This is a genomic window from Pantoea conspicua (assembly GCF_002095315.1).
Lineage (GTDB): Bacteria > Pseudomonadota > Gammaproteobacteria > Enterobacterales > Enterobacteriaceae > Pantoea > Pantoea conspicua.
On the sequence record NZ_MLFN01000069.1, the window covers coordinates 1 to 18,352 of the forward strand.

An 18,352-nucleotide genomic window follows, 5' to 3' on the forward strand; every position below is an offset into this window, starting at 1 on the left:
GCCCGCGCCAAAGCGAAGAAAGCGCAGGCACAAGCGGCTGCCGCAGAAGAAGCGTCCCGTGATGCTGCGGTAGTGGCAACTGCCGCCCATCACGCGGTAGAGAAAGCCGAACAGGCGCAGGAACAAGCCAACAACGCCAACGCGGAACCGGAACAGGCACCTGAACTGAATCAACCCGATGATGCGCGTAAAGCTGCCATAGCGGCCGCCATCGCCCGTGCCAAAGCGCGTAAAGCGCAGTCGTCTACGACGCTTGAGGATTAAATGGCTTTTCGTATCGCAAGTTCCCCTTATACCCATAACCGCCGCAGTACCGGCAATATCATGTTGCTGGTGGTGCTGGCGGCGGTGCCGGGCTTTGCCGCGCAGTGTTATTTCTTTGGCTACGGCACTTTTTTGCAGATTTTACTGGCAACGCTCACCGCCTGGCTGACCGAAGCCGCTGTTTTACGGCTGCGTAAAGCCCCGATTGGCAGCAACCTGGCGGATAACTCCGCGCTGCTGACCGCGGTGCTGATCGGCATCAGCCTGCCGCCGCTGGCCCCCTGGTGGCTGGTGGTGATCGGCACGGTGTTCGCCATCGTGATTGCCAAACAGCTGTATGGCGGGCTGGGACAGAACCCGTTTAACCCGGCGATGGTGGGATATGTGGTGCTGCTGATCTCCTTCCCGGTACAGATGACCAGCTGGCTGCCGCCCGACACGCTTCAGGCGATCAAACCCACGCTGCTGGATAGCCTGAGCATGGTCTTCCGCGGCCACACGCTGGCAGGCGAGACCATGCAGCAGTTGCAGATGGGCGTGGATGGCATCAGTCAGGCAACCCCACTGGATACCTTTAAAACCGGTCTGCGCGCCGGTCACAGCGCCGATCAGTTACTGGCGCAGCCGATCTACAGCGGTGTGCTGGCGGGTCTCGGCTGGCAGTGGGTCAATCTCGCTTATCTGGCGGGCGGTCTGTTTCTGCTGTGGAAAAAGGCTATCCGCTGGCATATTCCTGCCGCTATGCTGCTGTCGCTGGCGTTGTGCGCGACGCTGGGCTGGCTGTTCTCACCTGACTCACTGAACAGCCCGCTGATTCACCTGCTCTCTGGCGCGACCATGCTGGGTGCGTTTTTCATCGCTACCGATCCGGTGACCGCCTCCACCACTAACCGCGGCCGTCTGCTTTACGGCGCGCTGATTGGTCTGCTGGTCTGGCTGATCAGAAGTTTTGGCGGCTACCCGGATGGCGTCGCCTTTGCGGTGTTGCTGGCTAACATCTGCGTGCCGCTGATCGATTACTATACCCAGCCGCGCGTTTACGGCCATCTGAAGGATTAAGCGATGCTGCAGACGATTCGTAAAAATGGTGTGACGCTGGCAATTTTTGCCGCGATTACCACTGCAGCCACCGCCGTGGTGAATACCGTGACCAAACCCACGGTGGAGCATCAGACCCAGCTTCAGCAGAAAAACCTGCTGGATCAGGTGGTGCCCGCTACGCTTTATGACAATAATATCCAGCAGGATTGTTACGTTGTCACCGATCCCGCATTGGGGAACAATACCCCGCACCGCCTCTATCTGGCGCGGAAGCAGGGTCAGCCGGTAGCGGCTGCGCTGGAAACGACCGCGCCGGATGGCTATTCGGGTGCCATTCAGATGCTGGTCGGTGCCGATTTTAGCGGTAAGGTACTGGGCGTTCGGGTGGTTGAACACCATGAAACGCCCGGCCTTGGCGATAAAATTGAGTTACGTATTTCAGACTGGATCAACAGTTTTAATGGCAAAGTGGTTCAGGGTCCGACAGACAAAGCCTTTGCAGTGAAAAAGGATGGCGGTGAGTTTGATCAGTTTACCGGTGCCACCATCACTCCGCGCGCGGTGGTCAATGCCACCAGACGTACCGCCCTGTTAATTGAAACCCTTCCGGAGAGACTCTCTTCGTTACCGGCATGTGGAGACGCAAATGAGTGAAGCTAAAAGCCTGCTGGTCGGCGGGCTGTGGAAAAATAACTCCGCGCTGGTTCAGCTACTGGGCCTCTGCCCGCTGCTGGCCGTGACCGCCACCGCCACCAACGCGCTGGGACTGGGACTGGCGACCACTCTGGTGCTGACCCTGACCAACAGTTTTATCTCCGCCTCACGCCGCTGGGTGCCGTCGGAAATCCGCATCCCGATTTACGTGATGATCATCGCCTCGGTGGTGAGCTGTGTGCAGATGCTGATCAACGCCTACGCCTACGGTTTGTATCAGTCACTGGGTATTTTCATCCCACTGATTGTCACCAACTGCATCGTGGTTGGCCGGGCCGAAGCGGTGGCCTCAAAAAGCAGTATCCCGCTGGCGGCGCTGGATGGTTTCGCTATCGGCATGGGCGCGACCTGCGCCATGGTGGTGCTGGGTTCGATTCGCGAAATCATTGGCAGCGGCACGTTGTTTAACGGTGCCGATCAGCTGCTGGGGCCGTGGGCGAAGTCATTACGCATCGAGGTGGTCCATTTTGACTCGCCGATGCTGCTGGCAATGCTGCCGCCCGGTGCCTTTATCGGCCTTGGCATGATGCTGGCGGGTAAATACCTGATCGACCAGAAGATGAAGCAGCGGGCCGCACAGCGTGCAGAGGCCGCTGCAACTGCGGCGCCACAGGGCGCAACCGGGAAAGCGGTGTGAACCAGACTAAACGTAATGAGATCCTGCGTCGGCTGCAGCAGAATAATCCGCATCCGACCACCGAGCTTAACTTCAGTTCCCCGTTTGAGTTGCTGATTGCAGTACTGCTCTCAGCCCAGGCGACTGATGTCAGCGTCAACAAAGCCACCGCCCGGCTCTATCCGGTGGCAAATACCCCGGCGGCGATGCTGGCGCTGGGCGTTGAGGGCGTGAAGGAATACATCAAAACTATCGGGCTGTTTAACAGCAAAGCGGAAAATGTGATTAAGACCTGCCGCATTCTGCTGGAGCAGCACAATGGCGAGGTGCCGGAAGATCGTGCCGCGCTGGAAGCCCTGCCCGGCGTTGGCCGTAAAACCGCTAACGTGGTGCTGAATACCGCGTTTGGCTGGCCTACCATCGCTGTCGATACTCATATCTTTCGCGTCTGCAATCGCACCCGCTTCGCGCCGGGCAAAAATGTTGAAGAGGTGGAGCAGAAGCTGCTGAAGGTGGTACCGGCGGCCTACAAGGTCGACTGTCATCACTGGCTGATTCTGCATGGCCGTTACACCTGCGTGGCGCGCAAGCCGCGCTGTGGTGCCTGTCTGATTGAAGACCTGTGTGAGTATCCCGATAAAGTGGATTAACGCTCCCCACTGACCCGCTACGGCGGGTCTTTTTATTGCTGGCTGCGCCGCCGTGCAGTGAATTTCCTCCTGATGCCCCGCCGTTGATACCTGCACAGTTTGTCGGGTTGTTACATTGATGTTGATGATGGAAAATCGCCATCCCTGACGATAAGAAAATGTTATGACACGGTGAGTAAAGTAATGAATAACAGCCCTTCCACCGGAAGGCACGCGGTACGCCTGTTTCTGTCCCGTCTCTGGCCACATCCGTTGGCCGTGAGTAAAAAGCATATCCTTTTTGCCAGCCTGGGTGCCGGTAGCGGATTGATTCTGACCAGTCTGCTCAGCCACTGGCTGCTGGGCGAACTGAATTTGTGGTTTGTCGCACCGGTCGGCGCCTCGGCGGTGCTGCTGTTTGGCGTCCCGGCCAGTCCGCTGGCGCAGCGTGGTCCGTCGTAGGCGGAAATACGCTGTCTGCACTGGCTGGCGTCACGGTGAGTCAGCTTATCCCCCATCCCGCTATTGCCGTGGGTGTTGCCGCCGGTCTGGCCATTCTGCTGATGTTTAAGCTGCGCTGCCTGCATCCACCGGGTGGCGCGGTAGCGTTGACCGCCATTTTAGGCGGGCCGACGGTGCAGCAGATGGGTTATCACTTTGTACTGACGCCGGTGCTGCTCAACTCGGTGACGCTGGCCCTGCTGGCTATGCTATTTAATAACCTGGCCGGACGCCGCTACCCGCACCCGCTGGCCCCGGAAGAGGTAAAACCGGAGCCGGTGGCGATGCCGGTACCGCTGACGCGCGCAGATCTGCACCAGGCGCTGCAAGGCGGTGAACTACTTGATATCGACGAAGATGATTTGCAGGCCCTGTTACAGCGCGCGGAACTGATCGCACAGCGCCGGCAGGCCGCCAGCGCCTGATTCCAGCCGCCTTGCGTCAGTGCTGAACGTGATCCGTGCCACAGATTGACTCAGCCAAAGCCAGTCGGCTTTTTTGTAACATCCTGATAACTTTCTTGCCCTGGCAGGACGCCCGGCGCTGCTGCGTAATGACTCTCCCTGTGACAGTGTCACAGGGAGAGTCACATTAGCGTTGAGCCAGTGCGGCCTGCATCCAGGCAATCACCAGCGGTGAATCCTGTTGTTGCAGGGCGGCGCGCTCTGACTGAAACAGTGTTGCCACAAAGAAAGGATGATCCTGCAGTTCCACGCCGCGCACGTCACCGTCGGTATCCCATGCGGTGATGTCCAGTGCCTTACCGGCCAGCGCCGCCGTGAACTCAGGATTAACACCAAAGTTACAGTGATAGCCTTCATCGCTGCTGAGCGAACCGTAAGCCTGCGCTATACGCGAACCGGCTTCAAATCTCACCGCGCCCCGCTGTTCCACCAGCGAACAGCTGAGAGGCGCAATCACCATCCGCCCGATCCGATCGGTCTCAGCATGTGCGGCATCCTGCCAGTCCAGTACGTTGCGGGCATATTCAATCACCGCGTACTGAAATCCGCCGCACGAGCCGAGAAAGGGTTTGCCCTGTTGCCGCGCCAGCCGAATGGTGGCGAAAACGCCCGCATCATTCTGGTAAGGACTGCCAGGCACCACCCATAGCGCTTCACGCTGTTGCAGGCGGCTCAGATCGCCCAGTTGTTCAGTTGCAATCCATTCAGCGTCTACGGTGATATTCAGATGGGCGGCGGCACGTTCAATCGCCAGCGGAATGGCCTGATGGGCTACGGCGTCAGCACGGTAGTCGCCAACCAGAGATAAACGTAAAGGGGAAGACATGGGACGATCCTTATGAGGGAAATTAAGAGGTTACAGGAATGTTAATTTCTTGTCTAGCGCCCTTGCTACGCCTCAACTTTACCGGAAAACGCGGCTCTGGCTCATCTCAACGACCTGATAGCCGCTGTTAAGGTGGTACTGATTTCCGAAACGGCGAAGCACAGCGATCGACCGGGCGGTCTGCTCGCTGCCTTACCGCTTGTCACCCTGCTGATCCGGGTAAAACCGGAAGGGCAAACGCAGGCGATTATTGTCGCCCACGTCGGGTACCTTTTCTTTTTGACAACGAAGACTGACGTTATCAGCTATCCATTTTAATAACGATTTTGCCAAATGCACCCCGGGAGAGATGCTCAAAAGCTTCGACTGCCTCGCTAAAGCGGTAAACCTGTTCAATAACGGGTTTGATATGGTGTTTATTCAGGAATGGGTTCATCCGATCAAACGAGGAACGGGGTGCCACTGCAATGCCTCTGATGGTTGTCTGGCGGAAAATTAACGGCATTAAATCAAGCTGCGCTGTCTGACCGGTAAGAAAACCTACCTGTGCAATCGTTCCGGCCACTTTGGTTGCCGTAATTGACTGGTTAATGCCGCTGCCACCGGCAACCTCCACCGTGACATCAGCGCCCTTACCCCCGGTCAGCTCCAGAACTTTATTTTGCCATTGAGGCCATTTTTTATAATTAATCCCCTCATCCGCCCCCAGCGATTTAATCCGTTCGAGGTTGGCATCGTTACTGGATGTCGCAATCACCCGCGCGCCATAGGCATGCGCTATCTGAGCAGCAAACACGGATACACCGCCGGTTCCCTGTACCAGCACGGTTTGTCCGGGCTGCAAATTACCGATATCCATTAGCGAGTACCATGCCGTTAACGCCGCAATAGGAAGAGTGGAGGCTTCCTCATCTGTCATGCTGTCCGGGGCTTTGACCGCGCTATCTTCATGAAGAATCATGTACTCAGCCAGTCCGCCAGGTAACGGCATGCCTATACACCAGGCTGGCTCGTCGGCAGCCGGTTCGCCATCCAGCCAGCGGGAATAGAGATGTGAATTAACGCGATCGCCAATGCTGAAACGGGTTACCCCCTCACCGGTGGCAACCACGGTTCCTGACGCATCAGAGACCGGGATAAGGGGCTTTGGCACCAGATGTGGCTCATAAAAACCCTCCACGATGGCTTTGTCCCTGAAGTTCAGCGAAACCGCGCCAACTTTTACCAGAAGTTCACACGGACCGGGTGTGGGGGTTTCAACCTCTTCCAGTTTTAAGTTTTCAAGACCAAAATCTTTTAATAACCATGCTTTCATTTCTGTCATTTCCTGTGTGCCTGTATCAGAGAGGGCATGATAAGCAAAGCGATCGCGGGTAAAAGCCATCAAAAAGAGGTTCAGTGTTTCTGCAGGAGAAACAATCGGGCTGGGTTATACTCCCAGGTATCACAATTTTGGTCATACTATTTCAGCGGAGTTAAAAACGTGCGCCCGAACATGCTTGAGTTGATGGACATTTTTGTTCAGGTTGTAGAACTGCGCAGCTTCACCCGTGCCGCTGACGCTTTGCAGTTGCATCGCCCTGCGGTCAGCAAGTCGGTGAAGCAACTGGAGGATACGCTGGGCGTTAAACTGCTGCATCGCACCACGCGCAGTCTGAGTGTGACGGCTGAAGGAGAGGAAATTTATCAGCGAGCCAAAGCGCTTCTGACCGATGTCAGCGAGATGATGGCCTCTTATTCGCCCGATCAGTTGCCGCACGGCGAGCTTCGCATTGATGCTCCGCTGGCCCTGACGCACAGTATTCTGATCCCCTTCCTGGATAATTTTCAGGCTCTGTATCCGCAGATTGACATTGTCTTAACGGCTTCAGATCGTCTGACTGACCTGATTTCCGAAGGCGTCGATTGTGTTATACGTCTCGGTGAGCTTGCGGATTCAAATTTTATTTCGCGTCGTGTCGGCGATCTGCAGATGGTGACCTGTGCAGCCCCCTCCTATCTGAAAAAATATGGCACGCCTCAGACGCCGGATGATCTTGCTGATCATAAAGCCGTCTGTTTTTTTAGCGAGCATAGCCGTGACCTCCATGAATGGAGATTTGTTGTTAACGGTGAGGTTATTTCACGGCGACCGGCACACAGTATGCGGGTTAATAATTCAGATGTGTTGTTATCCTGCGGCCTGCAAGGCCTTGGTATACTTCATGCCATACGCGCGGCATTAGAAACTGACATTGAAGCGGGCAGGCTGACGGAACTGTTATCTGACTACGCAACGGTAACCAAACCGGTTTCCATCCTCTATCCTGACCGACGCTATCTTCCTCCTAAGGTCAGGGTTTTTATCGAATGGTTCGATGAATTATTTAAGCAGTATCACCAGCGTTAATGTTGCTCGACAGACAGGCTGCGGCAATAACATCAGCGCGGTAATCACAGCGGGAGAACAACGTAAAGGAGAGCACCTGGGACGAGCCTTATGACGGGCGCGGGAAGGTGATTAAATGTTAATTTCTTGTCGAGCCTGCCCGACGACCTCTTCCTCGTGGCTGATTGTTACCGGATTACCCGCTCACCCGACAACGGTGCCGGCAAACGTTTTATGCTTTGATTGACCACTCGCACGCCACTTTTGCTGCATAGATTTCCACCACGCAAACGGTTTCTTCTTTTTCTTCCTGAATTAAATCATCTGTTTGTGCGCAGGATCGTCATTTGCTCACTTTTAGCGCAAAGCAGGCGGATAAATGACGATTATTTCGTCGCTTCGCCTGATAAATAGCCGTTGAGTGACGCATAGTGCTGGATAGTTATTATTCAACAAACTATTAATCTGAATAATCGCGCATTAGCAGTTAATATCAATATTATCCAGCCCGTGACTCGCATCCACCTTATTTATACTGCTATAATCCTCACTCGCCATATTTAAATCCGATTAACAGTTTGTTGTAAGTTTTTTAACCCAACAATATCAGGGTCAGCCAGTGGTCAGAAAATTCTTGCCCTGTCGCGCTTAATCAGCCAAATTAGTCGCCGCTTTTCCCTTCTAATAACAATCTTGCGCATGGACAACTCACATGACGCGGACTTAATTCCTGTCCCGAAACAGGGTGTGATAAAACTGAGGTACATGTGTCAACTGCAAACAAACACACTGATGAGACAGTCAGTCTCAATGCGTTTAAACAGCCAAAGGCGTTCTACTTAATCTTCTCGATTGAGCTGTGGGAGCGGTTTGGTTTTTACGGTCTTCAGGCCATCATGGCGGTTTACCTGGTGAAACAGCTGGGGATGTCTGAATCCGATTCCATCACGCTGTTCTCCTCGTTCAGCGCCCTGGTCTACGGGCTGGTGGCGATTGGCGGCTGGCTCGGCGATAAAGTGCTGGGCACCAAACGCGTGATTGTGCTGGGTGTACTGGTGCTGGCGCTGGGTTATGCGCTGGTGGCGTTCTCTGGTCACAACGTCAGCATTGTCTATATCGGTATGGCGACTATCGCTGTCGGTAGCGGCCTGTTCAAAGCGAACCCCTCTTCGCTGCTCTCCACCTGCTACGACAAAGATGATCCGCGTATCGACGGTGCTTTCACCATGTTTTATATGTCGATCAATATCGGCTCGCTGTTTTCGATGATGCTGACTCCGTGGTTAGCGGCGAAATATGGCTATAACGTGGCGTTCTCGCTGTCGGTGATTGGTCTGGTGATCACTCTGTTCAACTTCCTGTTCTGCAAGCGCATGGTGAAAGATTACGGTTCTAAACCAGACTTCGCTCCGCTGCAAATCGGTAAGCTGCTGATGACGCTGGTTGGCGTTGTGGTGCTGGTGGCGCTGGCTAACTGGATGCTGCATCACCAGTCTATCGCCCGCCTGGTGCTGGCGGTGATTGCGCTGGGTATCGTACTGGTGTTTGCCAAAGAGGCCTTTGCCCTGCAGGGTGCCGCGCGTCGTAAGATGATTGTGGCCTTCCTGCTGATGGTGGAAGCGATCCTGTTCTTTGTGCTCTACATGCAGATGCCCACCTCGCTGAACTTCTTTGCAATCCGCAACGTTGAACACAGCATTCTCGGCATCACCTTTGCGCCGGAACAGTTCCAGGCACTGAACCCGTTCTGGATCATGCTGGCCAGCCCGCTGCTGGCGGCGCTCTACAACAAGCTGGGCGATAAGCTGCCGATGCCGCATAAGTTTGCTTTCGGCATGGTGCTCTGCTCAGGGGCGTTTCTGGTGCTGCCGGTGGGCGCGAAGTTCGCCAGCGATGCCGGTATTGTCTCGGTTAACTGGCTGATCCTGAGCTATGCGCTGCAGAGTATCGGTGAACTGATGATCTCCGGTCTCGGCCTGGCGATGGTGGCCCAGCTGGTGCCGCAGCGTCTGATGGGCTTTATCATGGGCTCCTGGTTCCTGACCACCGCTGGCGCGGCAGTGATTGCCGGTAAAGTGGCGAATCTGATGGCGGTGCCGGAAAACGTGACCGATCCGCTGATGTCGCTGGCGACCTACAGCCGCGTATTCCAGCAGATTGGTATCGTTACCGCGGTGATTGCTCTGCTGATGCTGGTTACTGCGCCGTTGCTTAACCGCATGACCCAGGATACTGACGCAGAAACGAAAAAAGCTGAGGCGTAATTTCCTGACGCTTCTCCAGCCGGGCTCTGCCCGGCTTTTTTTTGCTGCGGCGGCTCCGGTCGCAGATCCTGATCCGCGTCACTGGCAATTCTTCGCTGAGCCTTTACTATGCTGTGATCCCATCGCATCAAGGAGGCCTGGTCATGAAACTGTTTTGCAAAGCGGGTGCCTGCTCTCTCTCACCCCATATTGTCATGCGCGAATGCGGGCTCGACTTCACTCAGGTGAATGTTGATCTGGCAAAAAAACCACGGAACGGGGCGACGATTTTCGGCAAATCAATCCCAAAGGACAGGTACCGGCGCTGCAGCTCAGCGATGGCACGGTACTGACTGAAGGCGTAGCCATTGTACAGTATCTGGCGGATCTCAAGCCCGATCGCCATCTGCTGGCACCCACCGGCAGCCTGACGCGCTATCACACCATTGAATGGCTGAGCTATACCAGCAGCGAGCTGCACAAAGGCTTTACGCCGCTGTTTCGTCCGGATACCACGGACGATGAGAAAACGCGGGCACGGACGCAGCTGGAGGCGAAATTTCGCTATGTCGATGAGAGCCTGCGCGACAGGCAGTGGCTGATGGGGCTGCGCTTCAGCGTGGCCGATGCTTATCTCTATGTGGTGACGCGCTGGGCGAAGGCGCTGAAGCTCGATTTATCGGGATGTGAAGCACTGGAGAGCTGGTTCAGTCGGGTGGCGGCGCGTCCGGCGGTGCAGGCGGCATTAAAAGCGGAAGGGTTACAGTAAGGGAACCGCTAAATATACAGGGCCGCTGAGACGGCCCTGTTCTGTTTTACAGTTTTTCCGCCGCGAAGTGCTGCGTTGGCGCGGCAATCGCGTCCTGAGCCGCCACCAGCTGTAACTCATATTCGCCCATCTGATGGGTTTTCAGCATCACTTCATACACCGCCGCCGTCACGTGCTCCAGCGCATCCTGTAAGCTTTTGCCGTGCAGCAGATTGACCAGCAATAAGCCGCTGGTCAGATCGCCTACGCCAACTGGCTGACGTACGCCAAAATCGACCAGTGGACGACTGATGTGCCAGGCATCTTCAGCGGTCACCAGCAGCATTTCAAAGCGATCGCTGCGGCGGCCTGCACGTGCCAGATGCTTGACCAGCACCACTTTGGGTCCCTGAGCGATCAGCGCACGCGCTGCATCCACCGCGGCATCGACATCGGTAATGCTGCGCTCGCTCAGCATCTCCAGCTCCAGCAGATTCGGCGCGATGATATCGCTGGCGGGCATCGCCATTTTACAGTGAAACTCCGCCACGCCCGGTGCCACGATACAGCCCTTTTCCGGATGCCCCATCACCGGATCGCAGAAATACCAGGCGTCGGGATTGGCCGCTTTCACCTGGCGGACAATCTCTAATATCTGTTCGCCCTGCTCCGCCGATCCCAGATAGCCGCTCAGCACCGCATCACAGGTTTTCAGGCGGTCAATGTCAGCAATGCCTTTCACGATATCGGTTAAGTGGGTGGCGGGCATCACCGTGCCGGTCCAGTGACCATATTGGGTATGATTAGAAAACTGTACGGTATTCAGCGGCCAGACATTCGCGCCCATGCGGCGCATTGGAAACTCAGCCGCCGCGTTACCGGCATGACCAAAAACAACGTGCGACTGAATCGCTAAAATATTTTTCACTTGTTTGCCCTGTCCTGCCATAAAAAAGGGCCGGAAACCGGCCCTGAAATCTTACTGCCAGTTAATCAGGCAGTAATGTTTCTTGCCGCGACGCAGTAGCGTGTAGCGATTAAACAGCTTATCGCTATCGCTGAAGCGGTACTCGGCGTCCGACTGCTTCTCACCGTTCAGTGAGACCGCATTTGATCCAATCATGGTACGTGCCTGGCCGCGTGACGGCACCAGCTCTGCTTTCACCAGCGCCTGCTGCAGATCGTCCTCTGCACTCAGCACGATGGTTGGCATACCATCCTGCGCCAGCTGGTCGAAATCCGCTTCGGTCATCTCGCTGATCGCGCCGGAGAACAGGCTGTCGGTGATGCGTTTCGCCGCCGCCAGTCCCGCTTCACCGTGTACCAGTCGCGTCACCTGCTCAGCCAGCACATACTGCGCCCGTGGGGCGGTGCCGCTGTTTTTGTCCTCTTCTTCCAGCGCATTGATCTCTTCAATGCTCATGAAGGTAAAGAACTTCAGGAAGCGGTAGACATCGGCGTCCGCAGTGTTAATCCAGAACTGGTAGAACTTGTAAGGACTGGTTTTCTTCGCATCCAGCCACACCGCGCCGCCTTCGGTTTTACCGAATTTGGTGCCGTCAGACTTGGTGATCAGCGGAACCGTCAGGCCAAACACCTGGTTCTGATGCAGACGACGGGTCAGATCGATACCGGAGGTGATGTTGCCCCACTGATCCGAGCCGCCGATCTGCAGCGAGACGCCGTGGCGCTCGTTCAGACAGGCGAAATCGTAGCCCTGCAGCAGATTGTAGGAGAACTCGGTGAAGGAGATGCCCTGGTCGTCACGGTTCAGACGTTGTTTCACCGCTTCTTTATTGATCATCTGGTTCACGGAGAAGTGTTTGCCAATATCCCGCAGGAAGGTCAGCACGTTCATGCTGCCAAACCAGTCATAGTTATTGGCGGCGATAGCGCTGTTGCTGCCGCAATCGAAATCAAGGAATGGCGCCACCTGCTGGCGGATCTTTTCGACCCATTCATTGACGGTTTCGCTGGTATTAAGTTTACGCTCTGCTGCTTTAAAGCTGGGGTCGCCAATCAGACCGGTTGCCCCGCCAACCAGCGCCACCGGCTTGTGTCCGGCATCCTGAAAACGCTTCAGGCAGAGCAGCGGTACCAGATGGCCCAAATGCAAGCTGTCAGCAGTGGGGTCAAAGCCGCAATAGAGCGAAATTGGCCCCTGCGCCAGTTTCTCTGTTAACGCGTCTTCATCCGTCACCTGGGCGATCAGGCCCCTCTCTTGCAATTGTTGTATCAGGTTACTGCTGGTCATCACTGACTCCAAATTGATCAGACTGCACCTATGCTGGTACACAGCTTTCCGCTGAGTTGCGGAATCGAAAAAAATAAGGGCTATAGCATAAAGCGCTGACGCCTTCTGTGCCAGCGCTGAAAGGCGGGAATGTTACCGATTCAGGGTGCCAGTCGGTCGATTTTCCAGCCGTCGTGATCGCGCTGATAGAGGAAACGATCGTGCAGGCGATGTTCGCCCCCCTGCCAGAACTCAACCGTATGAAATTTCACCCGATAGCCCCCCCAGAAACTGGGCAACGGGATCTCGCCCTGTTGGAACTTCTGTTTAAGCTCGAGGAACTTGCCTTCCAGAATGCCGCGCGCCGAAATGCGACTCGACTGCTTCGAGACCCAGGCCCCAATCTGGCTGTCACGCGGACGGCTGTGGAAGTATTTCAACACCTCCAGCGGCGACAGCTTTTCGACCTCGCCCAATACCAGCACCTGACGCTCCAGGAAGTGCCACGGGAAATGCAGCGAGATACGTGGATTATGCGCCAGCTGCAGTGCCTTGCGGCTGCCCAGATTGGTATAGAACACCATGCCCTGCGCATCGAAATGCTTCAGCAGGACGATGCGTTGCCACGGCTGCCCCTCTTCATCCACCGTCGCCACGGTCATCGCCGTGGGATCGGGCAGTTTCGCTTCGCAGGCCTGGCTCAGCCACTGTTCAAACAGCGCGATCGGATCGTCCGGCAGATCCTTGCGGCGCAGCCCGCCGCGAGTATATTCACGCCGCAGGTGGGCGATGGTGTGTAGTGTTTCGCTGTCGCTCATAATGTTCGCTCATTCAGATAAACAGTCAGCTGACGGGTTGCAGCTCACAATCATTGACGACAACTTTATCGTTACGTTCGATAAACGCGCCGTTCCCTTTGGACCAGAAGACGTAGTGGCCGTCACTGTAGCGGGTGCCAGAGGCGGAAACCGTCTGTTTTAGCGTCAGCGGCTGGCCATCCATAATAAAGCTGACCTGTTGCTGCGCCTCATCAAGCGTCACGGTCAGCGGCAGGGTCCCACAGCGGTAGTGCAGCGTCTGAGGGGCTGGCGGTTGTTTATGCATCAGGCTACAGCCCGACAGCAGCAGCGCAACGGCAACGGTTAATCCTTTCAACATAAGCGGGTCTCCTTCACGAGTGAAGCTGGCATTATAAGAAGGATTTGGCATGAAGTAAGTGGGAATCCACGCCAATCTGGCCGACAGCTGACATTGATGTGCTTTATTGCGGTTTATCAGCCGGTTGTCTGAATGCACGCACGGCTTTCTCAGGCTACGCTCTATAGATCTGAAGCGAGGGAGACAAAAATGAAATTTGATAACGAAGATGCATTCAAACTGGCCGTGGCCTTTATGAACCACAAAGAGAACGCCACCATAGCCAGCAGCTACTTTAAAACCTTTATCGACACCTACCAGAAATTCGATCGCTGGCTGAGCGCCTCCGATCCGATCAATGCGATGAAAGCCGAGAAAGCGGCCGCCAAAGCCGGAGAAGACTCACTGCTCTGATTGATACGTCTGATGAACGGCCTGGCTGATCGGCGCGGCTCATCGCCACGCGTCATCCCCACTCTCCGGCCCGGTAGCGGTTCAGGCTACCGGGTCATCAATTTCCGCGATCAGGCTGGCGTCCTGATGATGAGTATTGCCTACCGCCTGGCTCACCGGATGCCAGGAAAATTCCTGTTCCGGCAGCGCCGCCTGCTGTGCAATCTCAACTGCTCGCTCTGGCGTCGTCTCCGGACTTAACCATTCCGCCACCGCGCTGGCAGCCAGCACCAGCGGTCGCCGATCGTGAATATCCACCATTCCCTGGTCGCTGGCGGCAGTCACAATCACAAATCCCTCTTTGTCATGCTCACGGTCATAGGGCGCTTTACCGATGGCGGCAAAGAACAGCGGCTGCTTCTGGCGATGGTAAATAAACCACGGCTGCTTCTGCTTGCCATGTTTTTGCCATTCATACCAGCCATCTGCCGGTACCACGGCACGACCGTGTGACCACAGCGGTTTAAACATGCGCCCCTGCGCGGCGGTTTCGCTGCGCGCATTGATCAGCGGCGCCTTATGCCACCAGTCGGGACCGTACCCCCACAGCACCGGGTCCAGCTGCAGCTGGTCGTCACGCTGATTCAGCAACAACACCCGGGTCCCGGGCGCAACGTTGTAGCGTCCGATCGGCTGCGGATCGTAAATAATTTCATCTTCCGGAATAGCCAGCGCATCGAAATAGTCATCCCGGCTGCTGTACTGCGCAAATCGTCCACACATAACTACCTCCACTATCAAGCATAGCTGACGCTGACGGCACAACACAGATAACGGCAACACGATTATTTCACTGGTCAAACCTCTGGCCCGCAGGATATTTGCGTAAGATTTAACCGAGAGAAGAAATATTCTTTCCGGCACGTTTCGTTGGCAATAAATGCTATATCCCGGCGGCAGCATCACGATTATTCCCTGCTACGCCGGTTTCTGATTAAAAAACGCGCAACGAAGCGTGGCAGGGCCAGCAAAAATGATAAAGGCGTCTATGCTGTATACGTCTGGATTCACTTCAAGGAGAAGAAAAAATGAAAATGAAATCTCTGTCAGCGGTCGCGTTGCTGGCACTTTGCTTAGGTTCGCTGGCAGGTTGCGCGTCTAACCAATCGATTAAGACTACTGATGGCCGCACTATTGTCACTGATGGTAAGCCACAAATTGATGATGATACCGGTCTGGTGTCATATCGTGATGCTCAGACAGGCAAAACTGAGCAAATCAATCGCAATGAAATTAGTAACATGAGTGAACTCGACAACTAATATAAGGTGAATACGATGAAAAAAGCGCTGATTTTACCTCTTGCTGCATTGATTGGTATGACCGTATTAACCGGTTGCACCCGCACCAGCTATGCCATTCACACCAATGATGGTCGTACCATTATTAGTGACGGCAAACCATCTGAATCGGATGCTGGCCTGCTGGCGTATAAAGACGCCAATGGCGTGAAGCAGCAGATTAACAAAGCTGACGTCAAAGCCGTATCTGAAGTACCAGATAAATAATTACTGGCCATCTCGTTATAAAGCCGCCGCTGGGCGGCTTTATTTTTGCCTGTTTGCTGCTGAAATTAAAACGGGTACTCACAATATTCCTCTGTCCGCGCGACTGCTGTACGCTTTTACACCCTGTTATTCAGGTAATAATGACGCCTCCTGATTATTTCTTCGCCTATCTGAATTTCAGGCACATCCGCAATTTTTTACCACTATCATTCATTCCTTTGACTCGATAAAAATGATCAGCAACCTCTCTTTCATTGCAATATCAGCCCCTTAAAAGGAGGGAAAAAAGTTCATTTTATTTGCTGATGGCTTTAATAGCTTTTGCCCTGGGTTATAAACCTTTCGTTTAATCTGTTTTTTACTAGACTAATTATTGTGTTAATTACGTTTTCACTCAGGAGGTTGCCCATGGTATTTCACAACAAATCAACCGGATATATTATTCTTGGTGAAGCGGCCATTAACCTGGCGTTTAAACAACAGGATATTACGCTGGTGTCGCTGATCCGACAGTTGGGTGAGATGGCTGAAAATGAGAGTAATGATGATCGCGTGGTGCAGATTGCTGATGCGCGCAACTGGCTGAAAAGCTTTATTAATGCGTCCACCCGCGCTCGCGCCGAGCTGAACTGGCTGGTAGCGACCGGACAGGAACCGGTAGAACTAAAAAACTACCGCTAACCCTTTCTCTCTCCGGCTGCTGTTTCTGCTGAGGGCACCTCATCCAGTGCCCGCCTTATTGCCCTCTGACTTCATTACCGCCTGACTCCGTCGCCCATCCAGGAGAATGCCCCCTGTTGCTGACCCGGTGTGCAACGACCAGCCTGTGCGGCGGTCAGGGGCGCCGTGGCTGGCCTGTTACTCTGTTACTGGCTCGCCGTTTTCGGTGACGCTCTGATGCAACGGATGTTTCGTCGCATGGGTTTCAAATCCGCCACGGGCAGCAAAAACGGAACAGCCAATGGCTGCTACAAGTGTCAGTAAGATTGAGGTTTTCACGAAACAGGCCTTAATTTTTTTTACGCAGGATAATGGAGCAGGAAAGCCTGGCACACAATGGGGTAATGGGAAAGGCCGGAGCAGAATTTCTCTGGGCGGAAACGGCAGCGTTAGTGAAGTTTACGCGCCAGAATGCGAATCGCTTTTCTGCAGGATAAGCGTGTATTACGGTCGGGTGAACGCACACGCAGGCTGTGCAGCGCGTTGATAATTTCATGAACACTGAGCGGTTCATCAGGCCTGACAAGGCGTGAGACCACTTTTCCTATCAGAGCACGGATCTCATCATTGATGATTAGGTCGTCGTCTGTCACTGCTTACTCCCTGATGTCTGGCTGGCGGCAAGGGTCACGCCAGTGATTAAGCGGGCTTTTACCCTCGCTTTTCTCTTTGTCTTTTTGTCGTCTTTATTTTTGTGAGTTATCCCGGCTCGTTTACTGACCGCTTTAGGAAGCGCTCGCCTCCTAATTGGATAAATTTTAACCCAGCACCTTCAGTGCCAGGTCGAGCGTCTGTTGTTCATTGGCAACATCACTGATTTTGCCCGCCACACGCATGCCGTAGGCCAGGCAAAGAATCAGCCCGGCGGCCGCTTCAACATCCAGCGTGGCGGAGACAGAGCCATCCTGTTGCCCCTGCTCCAGCAGCGAGACCAGCAAGCCCTGATTGCGCACCACGACCTGACTGATGCGCTGCGCCAGTGCCTCATCCAGCGTTTGCAATTCAATTGCACTGGCGACCACCAGACAACCGCGTCGCCCTTCTACTGCGCGTGCCGAGTCCAGATAGAACTGCAACAGCTCAGCGATCTTCTCCCGCCCGCTGTTAAGCGGCAGCAGTCGGCACCGTAGCTCGGCATTACGCAATAGCAGATAACGTTCAAACACCTGCAGAAACAGTGAACGTTTATCTTTGAACGCTTTATAGATGCTGCCCGCGGAAAGATTCATCGCCGCGCCCAGCTCGCTCAGCGATGCTGCGTGATACCCCTTTTGCCGAAAAACAAGCATGGCCTGGTCCAGAGCCTGTTCAATATCGAACTCTCTGGGACGGCCCCGCTCTTTGTTTTTATGCTCTGTGGCTATCTCGATCATCATTACCGGCCAGGGGGAAAATGCGCTCCCGTAAAAATCAACGGGGGATTGTATCCCAGGCACTGATAATAAGTATACCGCGCGAGTAATTCCCCACCGGCCGCTCCGGAGGCGGCCGCTTCAATTAAGGGCCTTAATGATTAGTATCGCTACTCAATTTATCGCTTTCAGCCCGGCCCTGTTTTTCTGTTATTGAAAAAAACGGCCGGTTATTCATCCGGCAACAAGGCGCCTCAGCCTGGCGTTCGATCTTATGCTGCCTGCGTCTCTCACCATTTATTTTTATCAGCCACAGCATAAATTGTTTAATGAGCTGGCTGGCGTGGCTCTCATTATCCGCAAAACAGATAAAAAGCTGAGATTTTATATTATTGTTCTCATCGACCGCATAAATCTCATATTCATCGTCGCGACGGTTTTTAACCATCGCAGTGAAATGTATTGCGGGCCACTGATTAATCCTGGTTTCAAATTTTCTGAAGTTCATCACTTTTACGGCTTTGTTGAATAAATC

The 18,352-nt window shown here is 54.5% G+C and carries 19 protein-coding genes and 3 pseudogenes; 13 read left to right on the forward strand and 9 right to left on the reverse strand.

Annotated elements, in window-relative coordinates; translation table 11 throughout:
* The 6 genes and pseudogenes from HA41_RS17860 to HA41_RS17885 all read left to right on the forward strand — a co-directional run.
* Positions 1-264 (forward strand): annotated as a pseudogene (locus HA41_RS17860) (electron transport complex subunit RsxC); the annotation flags it as partial.
* Complete coding sequence (gene rsxD / locus HA41_RS17865; RefSeq protein ID WP_094121890.1) at positions 265-1,323, forward strand: electron transport complex subunit RsxD; 1,059 nt, start codon at positions 265-267, stop codon at positions 1,321-1,323.
* Between the two features lie 3 nt (positions 1,324-1,326).
* Complete coding sequence (gene rsxG, locus HA41_RS17870) at positions 1,327-1,959, forward strand: electron transport complex subunit RsxG (RefSeq protein ID WP_094121891.1); 633 nt, start codon at positions 1,327-1,329, stop codon at positions 1,957-1,959.
* The gene (locus HA41_RS17875; RefSeq protein ID WP_094121892.1) at positions 1,952-2,656 is read left to right on the forward strand and encodes an electron transport complex subunit E; all 705 of its coding nucleotides are present in this window, start codon (positions 1,952-1,954) and stop codon (positions 2,654-2,656) included. Before rsxG ends, HA41_RS17875 begins: the two co-directional genes overlap by 8 nt.
* Positions 2,653-3,285: an endonuclease III gene (gene nth / locus HA41_RS17880; RefSeq protein WP_094121893.1), complete on the forward strand. Its 633-nt coding sequence runs from the start codon at positions 2,653-2,655 to the stop codon at positions 3,283-3,285. Before HA41_RS17875 ends, nth begins: the two co-directional genes overlap by 4 nt.
* Positions 3,286-3,468: 183 nt before the next feature.
* Positions 3,469-4,190 (forward strand): annotated as a pseudogene (locus HA41_RS17885) (HPP family protein).
* A gap of 166 nt (positions 4,191-4,356) precedes the next feature.
* On the opposite strand, the gene HA41_RS17890 reads toward HA41_RS17885, so the two are convergent.
* Entirely contained in the window at positions 4,357-5,055 is a 699-nt protein-coding gene (locus HA41_RS17890; protein WP_094121894.1) for a CTP synthase C-terminal region-related (seleno)protein, read from the reverse strand.
* 301 nt (positions 5,056-5,356) lie between these two features.
* Positions 5,357-6,370, reverse strand: coding sequence for a zinc-dependent alcohol dehydrogenase family protein (locus tag HA41_RS17895; protein WP_094121895.1), 1,014 nt, complete (start codon positions 6,368-6,370; stop codon positions 5,357-5,359).
* A 168-nt stretch (positions 6,371-6,538) separates the two neighbouring features.
* Here HA41_RS17895 and HA41_RS17900 point away from each other — a divergent pair, with 168 nt between their 5' ends.
* The 3 genes and pseudogenes from HA41_RS17900 to gstA all read left to right on the forward strand — a co-directional run bounded on the left by HA41_RS17900 (position 6,539) and on the right by gstA (position 10,435).
* Positions 6,539-7,444, forward strand: a complete 906-nt coding sequence (locus tag HA41_RS17900; RefSeq protein WP_094121896.1) for a LysR family transcriptional regulator — start codon at positions 6,539-6,541, stop codon at positions 7,442-7,444.
* Positions 7,445-8,190: 746 nt separating this feature from the next.
* Positions 8,191-9,687, forward strand: coding sequence for a dipeptide/tripeptide permease DtpA (gene dtpA / locus HA41_RS17905; RefSeq protein WP_094121897.1), 1,497 nt, complete (start codon positions 8,191-8,193; stop codon positions 9,685-9,687).
* Between the two features lie 143 nt (positions 9,688-9,830).
* A pseudogene (gstA, locus tag HA41_RS17910) lies at positions 9,831-10,435 on the forward strand (glutathione transferase GstA).
* 46 nt (positions 10,436-10,481) lie between these two features.
* Here gstA and pdxY read toward each other — a convergent pair.
* The 4 genes from pdxY to HA41_RS17930 all read right to left on the reverse strand — a co-directional run bounded on the left by pdxY (position 10,482) and on the right by HA41_RS17930 (position 13,805).
* A complete protein-coding gene (gene pdxY / locus HA41_RS17915; protein ID WP_031377357.1) occupies positions 10,482-11,342 on the reverse strand; it encodes a pyridoxal kinase PdxY in 861 nt (286 codons plus the stop codon).
* 51 nt (positions 11,343-11,393) lie between these two features.
* The gene (tyrS, locus tag HA41_RS17920) at positions 11,394-12,668 is read right to left on the reverse strand and encodes a tyrosine--tRNA ligase (protein ID WP_094121898.1); all 1,275 of its coding nucleotides are present in this window, start codon (positions 12,666-12,668) and stop codon (positions 11,394-11,396) included.
* A gap of 140 nt (positions 12,669-12,808) precedes the next feature.
* Complete coding sequence (pdxH, locus tag HA41_RS17925) at positions 12,809-13,465, reverse strand: pyridoxamine 5'-phosphate oxidase (protein ID WP_094121899.1); 657 nt, start codon at positions 13,463-13,465, stop codon at positions 12,809-12,811.
* Between the two features lie 25 nt (positions 13,466-13,490).
* Positions 13,491-13,805 carry an MliC family protein gene (locus HA41_RS17930; RefSeq protein ID WP_094121900.1) on the reverse strand — a complete coding sequence of 105 codons (315 nt, stop codon included), beginning with the start codon at positions 13,803-13,805 and terminating at the stop codon, positions 13,491-13,493.
* A gap of 189 nt (positions 13,806-13,994) precedes the next feature.
* On the opposite strand from HA41_RS17930, the gene HA41_RS17935 reads away from it, so the two are divergent.
* Positions 13,995-14,198, forward strand: a complete 204-nt coding sequence (locus HA41_RS17935; RefSeq protein ID WP_031377361.1) for a hypothetical protein — start codon at positions 13,995-13,997, stop codon at positions 14,196-14,198.
* Positions 14,199-14,279: 81 nt separating this feature from the next.
* Here the strand turns inward: HA41_RS17935 and HA41_RS17940 are convergent, their stop codons facing one another.
* Positions 14,280-14,960, reverse strand: coding sequence for an SOS response-associated peptidase family protein (locus HA41_RS17940; RefSeq protein WP_094121901.1), 681 nt, complete (start codon positions 14,958-14,960; stop codon positions 14,280-14,282).
* Positions 14,961-15,265: 305 nt separating this feature from the next.
* Between HA41_RS17940 and HA41_RS17945 the strand changes: the two genes are divergently transcribed.
* The 3 genes from HA41_RS17945 to HA41_RS17955 all read left to right on the forward strand — a co-directional run bounded on the left by HA41_RS17945 (position 15,266) and on the right by HA41_RS17955 (position 16,426).
* The gene (locus HA41_RS17945) at positions 15,266-15,499 is read left to right on the forward strand and encodes a YgdI/YgdR family lipoprotein (protein ID WP_094121902.1); all 234 of its coding nucleotides are present in this window, start codon (positions 15,266-15,268) and stop codon (positions 15,497-15,499) included.
* A 15-nt stretch (positions 15,500-15,514) separates the two neighbouring features.
* Complete coding sequence (locus HA41_RS17950; RefSeq protein WP_094121903.1) at positions 15,515-15,745, forward strand: YgdI/YgdR family lipoprotein; 231 nt, start codon at positions 15,515-15,517, stop codon at positions 15,743-15,745.
* A gap of 408 nt (positions 15,746-16,153) precedes the next feature.
* Positions 16,154-16,426, forward strand: a complete 273-nt coding sequence (locus tag HA41_RS17955) for a hypothetical protein (protein WP_094121904.1) — start codon at positions 16,154-16,156, stop codon at positions 16,424-16,426.
* 797 nt (positions 16,427-17,223) lie between these two features.
* Here HA41_RS17955 and HA41_RS17970 read toward each other — a convergent pair.
* Together HA41_RS17970 and HA41_RS21485 are read right to left on the reverse strand one after the other, a co-directional pair.
* Positions 17,224-17,838 carry a TetR/AcrR family transcriptional regulator gene (locus tag HA41_RS17970; RefSeq protein ID WP_094121906.1) on the reverse strand — a complete coding sequence of 205 codons (615 nt, stop codon included), beginning with the start codon at positions 17,836-17,838 and terminating at the stop codon, positions 17,224-17,226.
* 133 nt (positions 17,839-17,971) lie between these two features.
* On the reverse strand, positions 17,972-18,352 hold a 381-nt coding region (locus HA41_RS21485; protein ID WP_244175148.1), incomplete at its 5' end, for a hypothetical protein.

What these genes read in the sequence shown, in the direction of transcription:
- rsxD (WP_094121890.1), top strand. Translation starts at nt 265, where the DNA reads ATGGCTTTTCGTATCGCAAGTTCCCCTTATACCCATAACCGCCGCAGT.
- rsxG (WP_094121891.1), top strand. Translation starts at nt 1,327, where the DNA reads ATGCTGCAGACGATTCGTAAAAATGGTGTGACGCTGGCAATTTTTGCC.
- HA41_RS17875 (WP_094121892.1), top strand. Translation starts at nt 1,952, where the DNA reads ATGAGTGAAGCTAAAAGCCTGCTGGTCGGCGGGCTGTGGAAAAATAAC.
- HA41_RS17890 (WP_094121894.1), bottom strand. Translation starts at nt 5,055, where the DNA reads ATGTCTTCCCCTTTACGTTTATCTCTGGTTGGCGACTACCGTGCTGAC.
- HA41_RS17895 (WP_094121895.1), bottom strand. Translation starts at nt 6,370, where the DNA reads ATGAAAGCATGGTTATTAAAAGATTTTGGTCTTGAAAACTTAAAACTG.
- tyrS (WP_094121898.1), bottom strand. Translation starts at nt 12,668, where the DNA reads ATGACCAGCAGTAACCTGATACAACAATTGCAAGAGAGGGGCCTGATC.
- pdxH (WP_094121899.1), bottom strand. Translation starts at nt 13,465, where the DNA reads ATGAGCGACAGCGAAACACTACACACCATCGCCCACCTGCGGCGTGAA.
- HA41_RS17930 (WP_094121900.1), bottom strand. Translation starts at nt 13,805, where the DNA reads ATGTTGAAAGGATTAACCGTTGCCGTTGCGCTGCTGCTGTCGGGCTGT.
- HA41_RS17935 (WP_031377361.1), top strand. Translation starts at nt 13,995, where the DNA reads ATGAAATTTGATAACGAAGATGCATTCAAACTGGCCGTGGCCTTTATG.
- HA41_RS17940 (WP_094121901.1), bottom strand. Translation starts at nt 14,960, where the DNA reads ATGTGTGGACGATTTGCGCAGTACAGCAGCCGGGATGACTATTTCGAT.
- HA41_RS17945 (WP_094121902.1), top strand. Translation starts at nt 15,266, where the DNA reads ATGAAAATGAAATCTCTGTCAGCGGTCGCGTTGCTGGCACTTTGCTTA.
- HA41_RS17950 (WP_094121903.1), top strand. Translation starts at nt 15,515, where the DNA reads ATGAAAAAAGCGCTGATTTTACCTCTTGCTGCATTGATTGGTATGACC.
- HA41_RS17955 (WP_094121904.1), top strand. Translation starts at nt 16,154, where the DNA reads ATGGTATTTCACAACAAATCAACCGGATATATTATTCTTGGTGAAGCG.
- HA41_RS17970 (WP_094121906.1), bottom strand. Translation starts at nt 17,838, where the DNA reads ATGATCGAGATAGCCACAGAGCATAAAAACAAAGAGCGGGGCCGTCCC.